Raw genomic sequence first — 13,629 nt, forward strand, 5'->3', positions numbered from 1 at the left:
CCGTCCCCGGACCCAGACCGTTGTTCGCCAGGTGAACTTCACTTCACAATCTTGTACGCCTGAGTGTGCTCCCGGCCTGCCCGCCTGTCAACGGTCACACTCCCCCAGAGGGGTCGGGCGGGCGGTCGGGTTCCGTCCAGGGGCGAACGGAAGGGTCAGTCGAGGAAGTGGAACCCCGGGTGGGGATGCATCAGGAAGTCGTGGTGCGAGATGTTCCAGGCGTACGCGCCCGCGAGGGCGAAGACCACCCGGTCCCCCGCCCGCAGCCCCGGCGCGTGGACGTCGCGGGCCAGGAGGTCCTTCGGCGTGCACAGCTGTCCGCTGAGGCTGACGCGCTCCCCCTCGGCCGCCGGGCGCGGCCACGGGTGCGGCCACTCCTCCACTGCCAGCACCGAGCACGGCTGGTCGTGCCCCTTGGTCGCCGGGGTGCGCAGATGGTGGGTGCCGCCCCGGACGACGGCGAACTCCTCGCCGTGGCTGCGCTTCACGTCCAGCACCTCGGTGGCGTACCAGCCGCAGTAGGCCGTGAGCGCCCGGCCGGGTTCGATACGCAGCGTCAGTTCCGGATGGGCGTCGGCGAGTCGGGCGAGGCCCTCGCCGTAGGCCTTCCAGTCGAAGCGTCTCTCGGGGTGCGCGTAGTCGACGGCCATGCCGCCGCCGACGTTCACCTCGGCGAGACGTACGCCCAGTCCCGTCGCCCACCGCACGATCGAGCGGGCGACGGAGAGCTGTTCGGGTGCGTCGAGTCCGCTCGCCAGATGTGCGTGGACTCCGAGCAGTTCGAGGTGGGGATAGGTGCCGTCCGTGAAGGGGCGGAGCACGTCCGGCGCCTGCGCGTGGTCCAGGCCGAACGGGGTGGGCCGTCCACCCATGGCGAGCGAGCTGCCCGCCAGCGCATCGTCGGCCACCGCGAGGTTGAAGCGGAGCAGTACCCCGACCGGCGTGGCCCGTGGCACCCGGCGCGCCAGCTCGGCGAGCATGCGCAGGTCGTGCTCGCTCTCGACGTGGAAGCGCTCGACGCCCTGTTCCAGGGCGGTCCGGATCTCGTCCGGGGTCTTGCCGGGGCCGCCGAAGGCCAGCGGACGACCGGGGACGGCCCGGGCGACGTGGGCGAGTTCGCCGCCGGAGGACACCTCGTAGCCGTCGACGTAGGGGCCGAGGGCGGCCAGGATCTGCGGCTCGGGGTTGGCCTTGGCCGCGTAGTACAACTCGACCTGTTCGGGGAGGGCGGCCCGTACGTGTGTGGCGTGTTCGCGCAGAGCCGTCAGGTCGTACACGTACGCGGGGAGCCGGGTGGGCGGCAGGGACATGACCCGGTCGCGTACGGCGGGGGTGGGAAGGGTCATCGACGGCTCCTGGTTCATCAAGTGCTCCCGGCTCATCAAGTGCTCCTGGTTCATCCAGTGCTCCTGGCTCATCGAGGGCTCCGGCGCAGGACGTCCTCGGCGAGGGGTGAGGGCAGGCGGACGTAGCCGGCCTCGCGGTCGGCCTTGCGTTCCCAGCGGGTGAGCAGGTTGGTCTTGGCGGGCAGCGGCACCCCGGCGAGGAGGGCGGCGAGGCGGGGCGGGCAGCCTTCCTCGTCGGCGTACGCCCGGATGGTCGCGCGGACCGCCGCCCACAGGTCGGCCTCGCTCGCCGGGTGCAGGTCGGCGAGGGCGGCGAGCAGCTCGGCGACGTGGTTGACGAGCAGGCAGTACACAACGCGGTCCCAGCCCCGCCGGGCTTCGTACGACAACGGGCCGGCGACCTGGGGCGGGAGGGCGGCGAGGGTGTCGGCGTGGTGGTCGGGGACGAGCTTGGTGCCCTCCAGGTCGCGGAAGAGGACCTGGGCGGGCATGCCGTCGGAGTCGACGCAGATGAGGACGTTCTGGAGGTGGGGTTCCAGGACGAGGCCATGGTCGAAGTAGGCGCAGAGGACGGGCGGAAGGAGCAGGCGCAGGTAGGCCTTCCACCAGTTCAGGGCGGCCTCGGGGCCCGTGCCGGCGAGGAGGCGGGAGATGTGGGCGGCGCTGGTCGGGTACTCGTCGGCGACGGCGGCCGCGAGGAGCGGGGTCGTGCCGGGCAGCAGCCGCCGCGAGAGGCCCTCGCGGACGATCACACCGAAGCCTTCGAGGAGGGCGCGGTCGGGCCTGCCGTCGGGGCCGGGGACGGCGAGACTGCGGTAGGCGGGTTCACGCAGTATGGCGCTGCCGGGGAAGCGGGTCTCCAGGTCGGTGAGGGCCGGGGCGAGGACGCGGGTGAGGGCGACGGCGCCGGAGAGTTCGTAACTGGCGTTCTTGCGAAGGCAGTTGGTGATGCGGACGTTGAGGCTGAACTTCAGGAAGGCGTCGCCGTCGAAAAGGGTACGGACGGAGGCGGTGGCCGCGTACTCCCGGCCGCCGGGGCCCAGGTCGAGGATGTCGCCGCGGCCGAGGGCCTCACGCAGCAGCCGGTGTTCCCGGAGCATCTCGTACTGCCAGGGGTGGGCGGGCAGCAGCCGGTAGCCCTCGGGGACGTCCCCGCGTTCCCAGTCAAGCACGGCGGTGGCTCCCGCCTCGGCGCTCTCCTCGGCGATCAGGTGGTCGCGGACGGCGAGGTAGCGCAGCGGGAAGGTGGCACCGGCCTCGGGGGCGTACGACTGCCAGGCGTGCGCGTCGCCCGTGCGGGCCTTGGGGGTGGGGTGGAAGCGGTGGCCGAACAGCAGGGACTGCTCGGAGTCGAGGTAGTCCGGGAGCCCGTGCGAAGCGTGTGCGCCGGTCTCGCCGGTCTCGCGGGCGGTCAGCGTGGTGGCGAGGGTGCGGTGGCTGGAGTCGATCTGGTGCAGGAACTCGTCGTTGCGGACGCCGGTGCGCAGGGACAGCTCGTCGTGCGTGTACTCGGCGAGGCGGCGCCAGTCGAGTGCGCTCCAGCCGGTGTTCGACTGCTCCAGCACCGGGCCGGTGAAGCGGTGGGCGCCCAGCAGGGACGTACGGCGCAGGGCGACGCGAAGGAGGACGCCGCGGCGGGGCAGGCGCAGCAGGAGGTGGCCGTCGATGACGGCGGTCTGGTGTTCGGGGCCGGACACCTCGCGCAGCAGGCAGTTGAGAAGGGTGTGGGCCACCGCGTCGTCGGCGGTCGGCAGAGTGGACAGGTGGGTGGTACCGAGCGAGTCGGTGAGCGGGGGCATTCAGTGGCTCCAGCGGGTACGCGGATGTGGGGGCAACAGGGTCGCGAAGACGGTGAGGGCGGCTATGCCGCCACCTATCAGCACCGGTGCGGTGGGGCCGAACCGGGCGCTTCCCATGGCGGCGGTGACGCCCGCGGCGACGGCGCCGGCCTTGGAGAAGAACTCCAGCGAGCCGAACATCTCGCCGGAGGCACGACCCCGGGCGCAGTCGGCGGCCAGAACCGACAGGCCGACCATGCCGAGGGTGAGGCCCGCGCCGAGCAGCAGCCGTACGGCGACGAGGGTGGGCAGGGTGTCGGCGACGCCGTGGCCGGCCAGGCCGAGGGCGATCAGCGCGAAGCCGATGGCCAGGCCGAGCCGGGGACGGGTGTGCAGCACTCGGTGCACCGCCATGGCCGTGATCAGGTAACAGAGGTGCGGCAGGGCGAAGAGCAGACCGGAGAGGGCGGCGGAGGCCCCGGGGAGGCGTTCCTCGACGAGGGAGATCAGGTAGGGGAAGGAGACGACCGTGGAGAACACGAAGGCGAACTCCAGCGCGTAGAGCCTGCGCAGCGCGGCCTTGGGGGCGGGGGCGGCGGTCTGCGTCCGCTCCTGTTCCGGCTCTCCGGTCTCGGCCGGTTCGGGCAGGGCGGCGAGCAGCAGGGCGGCGGCGAGCGGGAGCAGCGCGAGGAGGGCGTACTGGCGGTGCGGGGACATCCACGGTGACAGCGCGCCGACGACGATCGGCGCGAGGACGAGCGCGGCCCGCGCGCTGCCCTGCATGAGGGTCAGCGCCTTCGACAGGTGCGGCCCCTCCAGAGCGGCGCCCAGATAGCCGTTGGAGGCCGCGAAGGTGCCGCCCAGGACGCCCTGGAGCACCAGCGCCACCGTGAACATGGTGAGCGAGTCGGCCCAGCCGGCGAGGACGAAGGAGACGGCGAGGCCCGATTGGGCCCGCAGCAGCAGCCGTTTTCGCCCGAAGCGGTCGGCGAGCCGCCCCCACAGGGGTGCCGCGAGCGCACTGAAAACGGTGGGCACTACGTACAGCACACCGGCCCAGCGGGCCGTGCGGTCGCCGAGTTCGGGCAGTATCTCCGTGAAGTACGGCGGCAGCCCCAGCGCGGCGAACGACGCCACGAAGTAGCAGGCGGCCACGGCGTGCACCTGCCGACGGCCGAACGTGGGGCGGGCCATGGCAAGCGTCTCGGTGGTCATGCCGAACCACCCTCCCGGAGGAGGTAGTTGGGCCCGGTCGTGTAGTGCTTGTTGATGTCGGCGGCGCCCGACCGCTCCTTGCTCAGCAGGGTTCCGGCGCTCACCATCGCCTTCACCGGCAGCTCGGGCGCGTGCAGGACCCGCTCGCGCAGGGCGGCCGCCGCGTCGCCGCCGAGCCGGTCGACTGCCTCGGTGAGCCGGTCCCGTACGAGGGTCAGCAGCTCCGCCAGGGGGGCGCGGCCGTGCCGGGCGAGGCCGAACGCGTAGGCGCCGGCGCACAGATGGACGGTGATGGTGGTGAAGACGTCGACCACCGCGCGGTCGTCTGTGGTGAAGGTGCGGGCATCGTCGAAGCCCCAGGTGCCACCGTCCTCACCGAACTCGGCGGCCAGCCGGGCGCTGTTGACGCGCGGGCCGTCGTTGTCCTTCAGCAGCAGTCGCAGCTCGCCGGGCCCGGGGCCGAAGACCAAGGAGACGTTCTGCTGGTGCGACTCCAGGGCGATGCCGTATCCGAAGAGCGTGGTCTGCCAGTCGAACAGCAGGGTGAGGACGGCGTCGAGCAGGGCGGTCGGGTCGCCGCCGTGGAAGCGGTCGGCGAGGTGGTCGACGACCAGTCGTCCGCCGGGCGCCCGGGCGAGCAGTGCGGCCATGGGAACGACCACGGAGTCGTCGAGGTCCGTCGGGTAGCGGCGGCAGAGCACGGCGAGCAGTTCGTGACCGGCGTGCGCGTACACCGTCTCGTCGGCGTGCAGCACCCGGCCCCGGAAGCGGGGCTCGCGGTCGATCACAGCCGCCAGCAGCCGCTGCCCGGCGGCGCCGTCGACGAGGGTGCCGGGCTTGATGGAGCGTCTGTTGCGCAGGCCCAACGTGGCGATGGCCAGGGGGAGTTTGAGGTGCAGGGAGGGGGCTGCGGCCGGAGCGACCGTGCGCATCGACAGCGTGGGCACGACGGAGAGGTACGCCCGGTCGGCGAGCACGGCCCGGTCAGTGAGCCCCGCCTCGCGCAGCGCCGCGTCGAGCGGCGCGCCGACGGTCAACGGGTGCACGGGCAGGACGACATGGGTGCGGTCGAGGTCCGCGAGGCCGAGTCCGGAGGGGATGGGCCAGCCGTCCGGCAGCTCCCCGGTCAGGGTGACGGACTCGCGGGGCAGGGCGAGCCACTGGAGCGCGAAGCTCGGGTGGAACTCCGGTGCGTAGCGTCGCAGTTGGTCCTCGTCGAGGCCGGAGCGGCCGCGTGCGGTGGGGTAGACCGGATGGTCGAGGCGTGCGGCGAGGGTCTCGTACGCGAGGCCGCCGCGCAGGCCGGTCCAGTCGGCGAGGTCGGTGCCGTACAGGTCGGTGAGCCCGTCGGCGATCTCCTCCCCCGTCGCCTCGTGCAGCCGCATCGTGGCGAGGGTCTGTCGGCACTCCTCGGCGAAGGCGTCGAAACCGTCGTGGTCGACGGGCTCGGCGAGGTCGCGCAGTGCGGCGAGGACGGTGGAGCAGGTGGCGAGGTGCGTACCGTCCGACTCCCGTGCGAGCAGCGGCAGCCGGGCGGTGTACGTGTGCTGGAAGCCCTCCTCGGTGACGGGGAGGAGGAGGGCGTCGTCGCCTTCGGTGGGAGGAAGCCGGAGCCAGGGGCCGTCGGGGCGGTGGACGAGGGTGCTGCGGGAGCGCAGGCCGACGACGTCCTCGCGGAGCAGGGCGCCGAGCACGCGGGTGAGGAGTACGGCTTCGACGGTGTCGGTGGGCGCGACGGCGGTGGTCACGGCAGCGTTGGTCACGGTGGCGTCGTCGGAAGCGACGGAAGCGACGGCGGTCACGGCTGGATCTCCCAGCGCCGGGCGGCGAGGAAGTCGGCCACGACCCGGTCGACGGTCTCCTGGCCGGTGCCCGTGGCGCGGAGCACGCCGAGGTAGTCGCGATTGGTCCGGTACAGCTCGTGGCGTTCGCCCGGCCGACGGAGCGGACGGTACGTCAGATGCACTCCGTCGACATGGAGTTCGGTAGCGGCGGGGGCGGCGACGAGGGTGCCCGCCCTCTCGGCGCAGGGGTACTCCAGGCGGGCCGCGCCGTCGCGCCGGATGTCCAGTTCTGCGGGCAACGGCTCGCCGAGGTGGGTGCGGAGGATGTGCTCGAAGAGTGGGAGGTCGAGGAGCTGGGCGAGCAGCAGGTCGCACTGGTCGCCGATGGCACGGTAGTTGACCTCGATGATGCGTGCCCTGCCCTCGTGCACGACGAACTCGGTGTGGCAGGACCCGAATCCGACGCCCAGCGCGTCGAGTTGGGCGAGGATCCGCGCGACGACCGGCTCGGGGTGGGCGGGGACGAAGGTCAGCCGCTCCTCGATGAAGTACGGCGGCGGGGACAGCTCGGTGTGGAAGCCGCCGAGGACGTGCCGGACGTGGCCGTCGCCGAGGGTCTCCAGGGTGTACAGCTCTCCGGGCAGGTACTCCTCGACGACGAGGGTGACGCCCGGACGCCGGGTCAGGATCTCCTTGCCGCGGGCCACGAGATCCTCGGCAGTGTCGACGAGCACGACGTCCTCGCTGGCGACGCCCTCGCGGGGCTTGACGACACACGGGTACGGGGCGTCGGCGACGAGGGAGCCGGTGAGGTCGGACGGGTCGCTGATCTCTGCGGACCAAACGGTGTCCACTCCGGCTGCGGCCAGATGGCGGCGCATCTCGCCCTTGTCCTTGGCGCGCAGGGTGGCCCGCCAGTCCTTGCCGGGGAGCCCGAAGTAGTGGGCGGCGAGGGCGGCCTGGGTCTGGAGGTGGTCGCTGTTGGTGAAGACCGCGTCGGGGCGGTGGTGGGTGGAGATCCGGGTGACGACGGCGCGATAGTCCCGTACGTCGCACTGCAGAACCTCGGTCTCGGGGTACGTGCCGAGGTTGGCGTCGGGCTGGTCGGTGAGGATCGTGACGTCCAGACCGAGCCGGGCGGCGGCGGGCAGGAAGCCCTCGGTGACGGAGTCGGTGGGGTTGAGGGCGAGCAGGTACAGACGCATGGGGTGGGGCACGGCTTCCGTTAGCGGGTGGGGGGCGGCGGGACCGGGGAGGCGAGGGGGTTGCGGAACAGCCGCTGCAGGACACAGCCCGCCACGCCCGGACCGGCACCGGCCACGATGGCGGCGACGGCACGCGGCGCCCGGAACTGCTGCACCACCAGTACGTCGCCCGGAGCGCCGAGCCCGGCCAGCGCATGGAGCGCGGTGGGGGCGGGCATGTCCATCTCCCCGGTGGAAACCGAGATGGTGAGCAGCGCGAGAAGCGCGAGGAGGCCGGTCGCGCCGTACGCGAGGAGACGGGCACGGCCCAGGGCGCGGCGCGTGTCCGGTCGTACGGCCGCCTTGGAGGTCGGCGTCATCGGGCGACCTTCCGGGCGAGCAGGGCGAGCAGCGGGGCGCCGAGGAAGGCGGTCACGATGCCGACCTCCAGTTCCGCGGGGCGGATGACCAGGCGGCCGAGGATGTCGGCCGTCAGCAGGAGCAGGGGGCCGACGATCAGGCAGCCGGGAACCAGGAGGCGGTGGTCGCCGCCGAGCAGCGGGCTGACGAGGTGGGGTGCGGCGAGTCCGACGAAGGCGACGGGCTCGGCGACGGCGACCGCCGATCCGGCGAGCAGGACGACCGCGATGCCACCGGCGAGCCGGATACGGGTGACCGGCACGCCGAGCACCTGGGCCGAGTCGTCGCCCAGGGCGAGGGCGTTGAGGGCGGGCGCGACGGCGTCGGCGAGCAGCAGGACGAGCACGAGGGTCGGCAACACCGGGCAGACTGTCTCGAGTTGGCGTCCGGCGATGGAGCCCGCCGGCCAGAAGCGTGCCTCGTCGAGGGTGCGCAGGCTGGCCAGCATGACCGCCGACGTCCAGGACAGCAGCACGAGTTGGAGCACGGTGCCGCCGAGGGCGAGCCGTACGGGGTCGATGTCACCGGCACGGCGGGCCAGCGCCTGGGCGAGGACGGCGGCACCGGCGGCACCGGTGAATGCGAACCACACGTACTCGACGGGGTCGGTGAGCTTCAGCGCGAAGATGGCGACGACGACCGCGAAGCCCGCACCCGCGTTGATTCCCAGGGTGGTTGGCGACGCGAGCGGATTGCGGGTGATTCCCTGTGTCACGGCACCCGCGACTCCGAGCGCGGCACCGACCGCGAGGCCGATGACCGTGCGCGGCAGCCGAAGCCCCGTCACCACCAGTGCGTCCCGGCTCTCCGTGGGGCCGGAGAGAGCGTCGAGCACCGTGGGCAGGGGCACGGAGCGTGCTCCGAGGGCGAGGCTCAGCGCGGCGCAGAGCGCCAGCGCGCCGATTCCGCCGAGGAACAGGGGCAGGTGCCTCAGGGCACGCGGGGGCACCCCGGTCGGCGCAACCCGCTCGGTCACAGTCACGAAACGTGAGCTTAGGTTAGGCATGCTTTAGCCTTCAACAGCTATGGATTCACCGTGATCCACACCGCCCTTGGTCAACCCGCAAGAAACTTCGCTGGCCAACGACACACATGACTACTTCACACCCCACCTGGCCACCGGCACGCGATCTTGCAGCTAAGGTAAGCCTTACCTCCTCCGACTGCCAAACCCCTTCACGCTCTGGAGTTACCGATGACCGTGGCCCACCTGGAAACCGCCCAGGCCGATACCGCCACGCATGTCCCGGAACTCCTCTCCGCCGCCTACCACCGCCTGGACGCGGTGTGCGAGGCGCTGTCCGTACGCGTGGCGGAACCCGGCCGGCCCACCGACCGGCAGCCGTCCGGTCCCACGCACTCACCCCGAGTCGCCCTGCGGACGGTCGGCTTGATGGACGGCCAGGAGAGCGTGGAGGCCTTCGTCGAGGCGGAGGCCGCCCGCATCCAGACCCGCTACGACCACTCCGCACCCCGGCATGTCGCCGCCTCCCGCGCCCTGCACGACTACGCCTGGTCGGTCGGCCTGCTGATGAGCGGTGTCTGGTGTCTGGAGCGGCGGGTGCCCCGCATCTCCCCCGCCGACATACGGGTGGATCTGGCGACGGGCGCGTTCGAGATCCGGCCCGGCTCCGACCTCGTCTGCCTGCCGGACGACCCGGCGGCGGGGCTGCCCGGCGCGCGGGCCGTCGCCCACCAGGAGTCCCTGCGAGCCGAGTTGAGGGCCGCCGTCGCGGACCACATGGGCCCGGTACTGGACGCCATCGGCCCGTACGCCCGCCGGGGCTCGCGCGCGCTGTGGGGTCTGGTCTCCGACGACCTGGTCTCGGGCCTCTGGTACCTGGGCCGCATGCGGGGCGACGAGGCCGCCGGCGTCCGGGCCGCCTCCGCGGTCCTCCCCACCGCCCACGCACCCTTCCCCGGCGGCGCCGACTTCCGTTCCCTCCGTACGGGTGATGGTCGCGAGCACCCCACCCGCACCCGTATGGGCTGCTGCCTCTACTACACGATCCGCCCGGCCGAGGCCTGTTCCACCTGCCCTCGCACCTGCGACGCGGAACGGCTGCGCCGACTGGAGGGCTGACCGCGCGGCCGCGGTCGGTGCGCCCTGCTCCACGAGGTCGGGGTTCCAGGGCAGGACCCGGAAGTCGCCGGTACCGCCCTCGACCTTCCCCAAAGGGCACACACGGATCCCGCATGCACCCTGAGGCTTACGCCGGGTATGCACCCCTAGCCGCGTCCCACCCGGGGCGTGGGTCGATGCGGACACCGGGCATCCGAAGACCGCCACCGAGCGCAGCACCTCTCCGTGGCGCGTCCCGGACGGCGTTTCCCCTGGCCGTGGCCGTGGCCGTGATCACCTCGGCTGGTGTGGCGGGCCCGGGCGGTCCGCTGCTCGCCCGAGGCGACCGCGACCTGCGCGAAGGCCCCGCCGTCGAAACTTTCGATGCAGCTCCGGAGCCCCGTGCCGATTGACGGCGCTCGTCGCAGATAGCAACACTCTTCGACGGGTTTCCAACAGGAAACGCCAAAAGGTCGCAGCACTGGAGGTCGGCTTGCGAGAGTACGCCGGATACGTCTTCGTCTACTTCACCGGCGAGGGCAGCCCGGACGGCGAGCAGGTCAGGTTCGCGCTCAGCCGAGGCGACGACCCGTTGCGCTGGCGTGAACTCAACGGCGGCGCCCCGGTGCTCACTTCGGACCTCGGCACACGGGGACTGCGCGATCCGTTCCTGGTCCGCGCACCGGAGGGCGACCGCTTCCACCTGATCGCCACCGACCTCAGGATGCACGGCGAGCGTGACGGCGACTGGGAGCAGGTGCAGCGCACCGGCAGCACCTCGCTGATGGTCTGGGAGAGCACCGACCTGGTGCACTGGACCGACCGCCGCCTCGTGCGCGTCGCCCCCGACACCGTCGGCAACGTCTGGGCGCCCGAGGCCTGCTACGACCCCGACCTCGGCGCGTACGTCGTCTTCTGGGCGTCGAAGGTGTACGCCGAGGACGACCCGGGCCACACCGTCGAGACCCACAACAGGATGCTGTACGCGACCACCCGCGACTTCCGCGTCTTCAGTGAACCCCGGCTCTGGAACGACCCCGGCCACTCGGTCATCGACTCGACCGTCGTCCGCCACGACGGCGTCTACTACCGGTTCACCAAGGACGAGCGCGGCAACTCCCCCGCCGCGCCCGGCGGCAAGTTCATCACGGCCGAGAAGTCGGCCGGGCTGCGAGACGCTTCGTACGCCTTCGTCGCCGACCGGATCGGTCAGGGGGTCGTCGAGCAGGGCGAGGGGCCGATCGTCTTCCGGTCGAACACCGACGACCACAAGTGGTACCTGTTCATCGACGAGTTCAGCGAGCGCGGCTATGTCCCCTTCGAGACCACCGACCTCGGCTCCGGCACGTGGACACCCTGCGAGTCCTTCGCGCTGCCGCCCGGCGCCCGGCACGGTTCGGTGCTGCCGGTGACGCGGGCCGAGTACGAGCGCCTCCTCGCCGCGTACGCGCCGAAGGCATCGGTCGTCGACGCCACCGTCCCCGGAGGCCCGAAGGCGTACGCGATCGTGGACGACACGGCCTCGAAGGTCGTCCTGCCCTTGCATCCGGGCACCGAACTCGACGGCCTGGCACCGGAGTTCGATGTGTCGGCGGACGCCCGCATCGACCCGCCCTCCGGCACCCCGCGCGACTTCCGCACCCCGCGGCCGTACACGGTCATGACGGCAGACGGGACCGTACGCACCTGGACCGTCGAGGCCGTGCACATGCGCAGCCCGCTGCTTCCGGGGCTGCATGCCGACCCCAACATTCAGGAGTTCGACGGCCGTTACTACATCTATCCGACGACGGACGGCTTCGAGGGCTGGGGCGGGACACGGTTCGAGGTGTACTCCTCCGACGACCTGGTCACCTGGGAGGGCCACGGAGTCGTTCTCGACCTGGAGTCCGACGTGAGCTGGGCGGACCGCTACGCCTGGGCGCCGGCCGCCGGCGAGCGCGAGGGGTCGTACTACTTCTACTTCTGCGCGGACCAGCAGATCGGGGTGGCCGTCGCGGACAGCCCGACCGGCCCCTTCCGGGACGCCCTGGACCGGCCGCTCATCGGGCGCGACGACTTCGCGGGCCAGATGATCGACCCCGCCGTCTTCAAGGACGACGACGGCACGGCCTATCTCTACTGGGGCAACTGCGAGGCGTACGGCGTACCGCTCAACGAGGACATGGTGTCCTTCGACCCGGCGCAGGTACGGCGGTTCACCCCGGACGACTTCCGCGAGGGCGCCTTCGTCATCAAGCGGCGGGGCGTCTACTACTTCATGTGGTCGGAGGACGACACCCGCAGCGAGGACTACCGCGTCGCCTATGCGACCGGGCCCTCGCCGCTCGGTCCGTGGACGAAGAAGGGCGTCATCCTGCGGAAGCGTCCGGAATACGGAATCCTCGCCACGGGCCACCACACGGTCGTGAACGTCCCCGGCACCGACGACTGGTTCATCTGCTACCACCGGTTCGCGATTCCCGGCCCCGGCACTCCGCGTGGCGACGGCATGCGCCGTGAATCCACCCTGGACCGGCTGGTGTTCGCGCCGGACGGCTCGATCGAGGAGGTCGTGCCGACGCTGGAGTCCATCGGGCCGGCGGTCAGTCCAGGGTGACGCGGGCGGCGACCGGAAGATGGTCGCTGCCGGTCGCGGGCAGGGTGCGGATGTCGGCGACGGCCGCCGAGCGGGCCATGACCTGGTCGATCCGGGTCAGCGCAAGCCCGGCCGGATAGCTGAAGGCGAAACCCCGTTCCGCCACGTTCATCCGTGTGGTCAGGGGCGCCAGCCCCCGGTCGTCGACCGTGCCGTTGAGGTCGCCCAGCAGGATCACCGGGTTCCGTTTCTCGGCGGCGACGGCCCTGCCCAACAGGACGGCGCTCTCGTCACGCCACTGCGAGGCGAGTCCGCCCGCCCCGACACGGACCGAGGGCAGGTGCGCGACGTACGCCACCACCTCGGCGCGCGGCGTACGCACCACCGCCCGCAGCCCTCGGCTCCACTCCTCCTCGATCCCCTCGGGTTTGATGTCCACCAGCCGGGTGGCGGTGAGCGGATGCCTCGACCAGAGTCCGACGGTGCCCCGGACCGCGTGGTACGGGTAGTCCGGGGCGAGGGTCCTCTCGTAGGCAGGCAGCGCCGTGGGCACCAGTTCCTCCAGCGCGATGAGATCGGGCCCGGCGTCGGCCAGGGCGCGGGCCGTTCCCACCGGGTCGGCGTTCTCGTCGCTGACGTTGTGCTGCACCACCACCAGGTCGCGCGCGCCGGGGTTCTCACCGGGCAGCAGCAGCCCACCGAAGCCGTACGTCCAGGCAGCCACCGGCAGCAGGAGAGCCAGCAGCGCGACCGCCGAGCGGTGCAGCAGCCCCAGGCCGAGCAGTGCCACCGCCACCAGACCGAGCCAGGGCAGGAACGTCTCCACCAGACTGCCCACGCGGCCCACGGAGTTGGGAACCGCACGGGGGAAGAGCAGCAGCCCGGCCGTCGGCACCGCCACCGCAGCGGCCACCCGGCCCGGACCGGGACGGTCCGGCCTCACGCGGTCGCCTTCGTCGTCGCCGGGGTATCGCGCGCGTACCGGGCGAAGGCACGCGCCCGGCGGATGGGCGAGACGCTCGCGGCGTGGGCGGTCACGACTCCGGCCTCCTCCAACGGGTCGCCGATCGTGAGGAGGACGCTCCTTGGCCCGCCGCCGCACCGGCAGTTGCGCTCCGAGCCGGCCCTCCAGGCCGGCGATCCGGTGGAGATGCGCGCCTGGGACGCGGGGCGCCGCACGGAGGCCGCGCTCACGGAGGCCGTGTTCGGCACGGCCACGAAGTACTCCAGCTGTCCGAGCGAGAAGTGATCGGTCATGGGCC

Annotated in this window: 11 protein-coding genes; 2 read left to right on the top strand and 9 right to left on the bottom strand. The window is 72.1% G+C overall.

Translation table 11 applies throughout. The features are described 5' to 3' along the window. Positions 1–155: 155 nt before the first annotated feature. The 7 genes from OG858_RS03355 to OG858_RS03385 form a co-directional block, all read right to left on the bottom strand. Complete coding sequence (locus OG858_RS03355; protein WP_406201564.1) at positions 156–1,346, bottom strand: type III PLP-dependent enzyme; 1,191 nt, start codon at positions 1,344–1,346, stop codon at positions 156–158. A gap of 68 nt (positions 1,347–1,414) precedes the next feature. Continuing rightward, entirely contained in the window at positions 1,415–3,145 is a 1,731-nt protein-coding gene (locus OG858_RS03360; RefSeq protein ID WP_328545152.1) for an IucA/IucC family protein, read from the bottom strand. After that, a complete protein-coding gene (locus tag OG858_RS03365) occupies positions 3,146–4,339 on the bottom strand; it encodes an MFS transporter (protein ID WP_328545151.1) in 1,194 nt (397 codons plus the stop codon). It abuts the gene before it with no gap. Further along, positions 4,336–6,102: an IucA/IucC family protein gene (locus OG858_RS03370; protein ID WP_319266334.1), complete on the bottom strand. Its 1,767-nt coding sequence runs from the start codon at positions 6,100–6,102 to the stop codon at positions 4,336–4,338. The genes OG858_RS03365 and OG858_RS03370 overlap by 4 nt, the downstream gene beginning before the upstream one ends. A 35-nt stretch (positions 6,103–6,137) precedes the next feature. Beyond that, entirely contained in the window at positions 6,138–7,328 is a 1,191-nt protein-coding gene (locus tag OG858_RS03375; RefSeq protein WP_327743063.1) for an ATP-grasp domain-containing protein, read from the bottom strand. Between the two features lie 20 nt (positions 7,329–7,348). Beyond that, positions 7,349–7,687 (bottom strand): iron chelate uptake ABC transporter family permease subunit, encoded by a 339-nt coding sequence (locus OG858_RS03380; protein WP_319068257.1) that lies wholly within the window; start codon positions 7,685–7,687, stop codon positions 7,349–7,351. Then, entirely contained in the window at positions 7,684–8,676 is a 993-nt protein-coding gene (locus OG858_RS03385; protein ID WP_327745736.1) for a FecCD family ABC transporter permease, read from the bottom strand. The genes OG858_RS03380 and OG858_RS03385 overlap by 4 nt, the downstream gene beginning before the upstream one ends. A 246-nt stretch (positions 8,677–8,922) precedes the next feature. Between OG858_RS03385 and OG858_RS03390 the strand changes: the two genes are divergently transcribed. Together OG858_RS03390 and OG858_RS03395 are read left to right on the top strand one after the other, a co-directional pair. Next, a complete protein-coding gene (locus OG858_RS03390) occupies positions 8,923–9,810 on the top strand; it encodes a (2Fe-2S)-binding protein (protein ID WP_086751037.1) in 888 nt (295 codons plus the stop codon). A 472-nt stretch (positions 9,811–10,282) separates the two neighbouring features. Further along, the gene (locus OG858_RS03395; protein WP_086751038.1) at positions 10,283–12,388 is read left to right on the top strand and encodes a family 43 glycosylhydrolase; all 2,106 of its coding nucleotides are present in this window, start codon (positions 10,283–10,285) and stop codon (positions 12,386–12,388) included. Here the strand turns inward: OG858_RS03395 and OG858_RS03400 are convergent. Together OG858_RS03400 and OG858_RS03405 are read right to left on the bottom strand one after the other, a co-directional pair. After that, positions 12,375–13,310, bottom strand: a complete 936-nt coding sequence (locus tag OG858_RS03400; protein WP_086751039.1) for an endonuclease/exonuclease/phosphatase family protein — start codon at positions 13,308–13,310, stop codon at positions 12,375–12,377. The genes OG858_RS03395 and OG858_RS03400 overlap by 14 nt on opposite strands. Beyond that, on the bottom strand, positions 13,307–13,624 hold the full coding sequence (locus OG858_RS03405; protein WP_327743064.1) for a hypothetical protein: 318 nt from the start codon (positions 13,622–13,624) through the stop codon (positions 13,307–13,309). Before OG858_RS03405 ends, OG858_RS03400 begins: the two co-directional genes overlap by 4 nt. Between the last annotated feature and the right edge of the window lie 5 nt (positions 13,625–13,629).

The sequence above is a fragment of the Streptomyces europaeiscabiei genome (assembly GCF_036346855.1).
Taxonomy (GTDB): domain Bacteria; phylum Actinomycetota; class Actinomycetes; order Streptomycetales; family Streptomycetaceae; genus Streptomyces; species Streptomyces europaeiscabiei.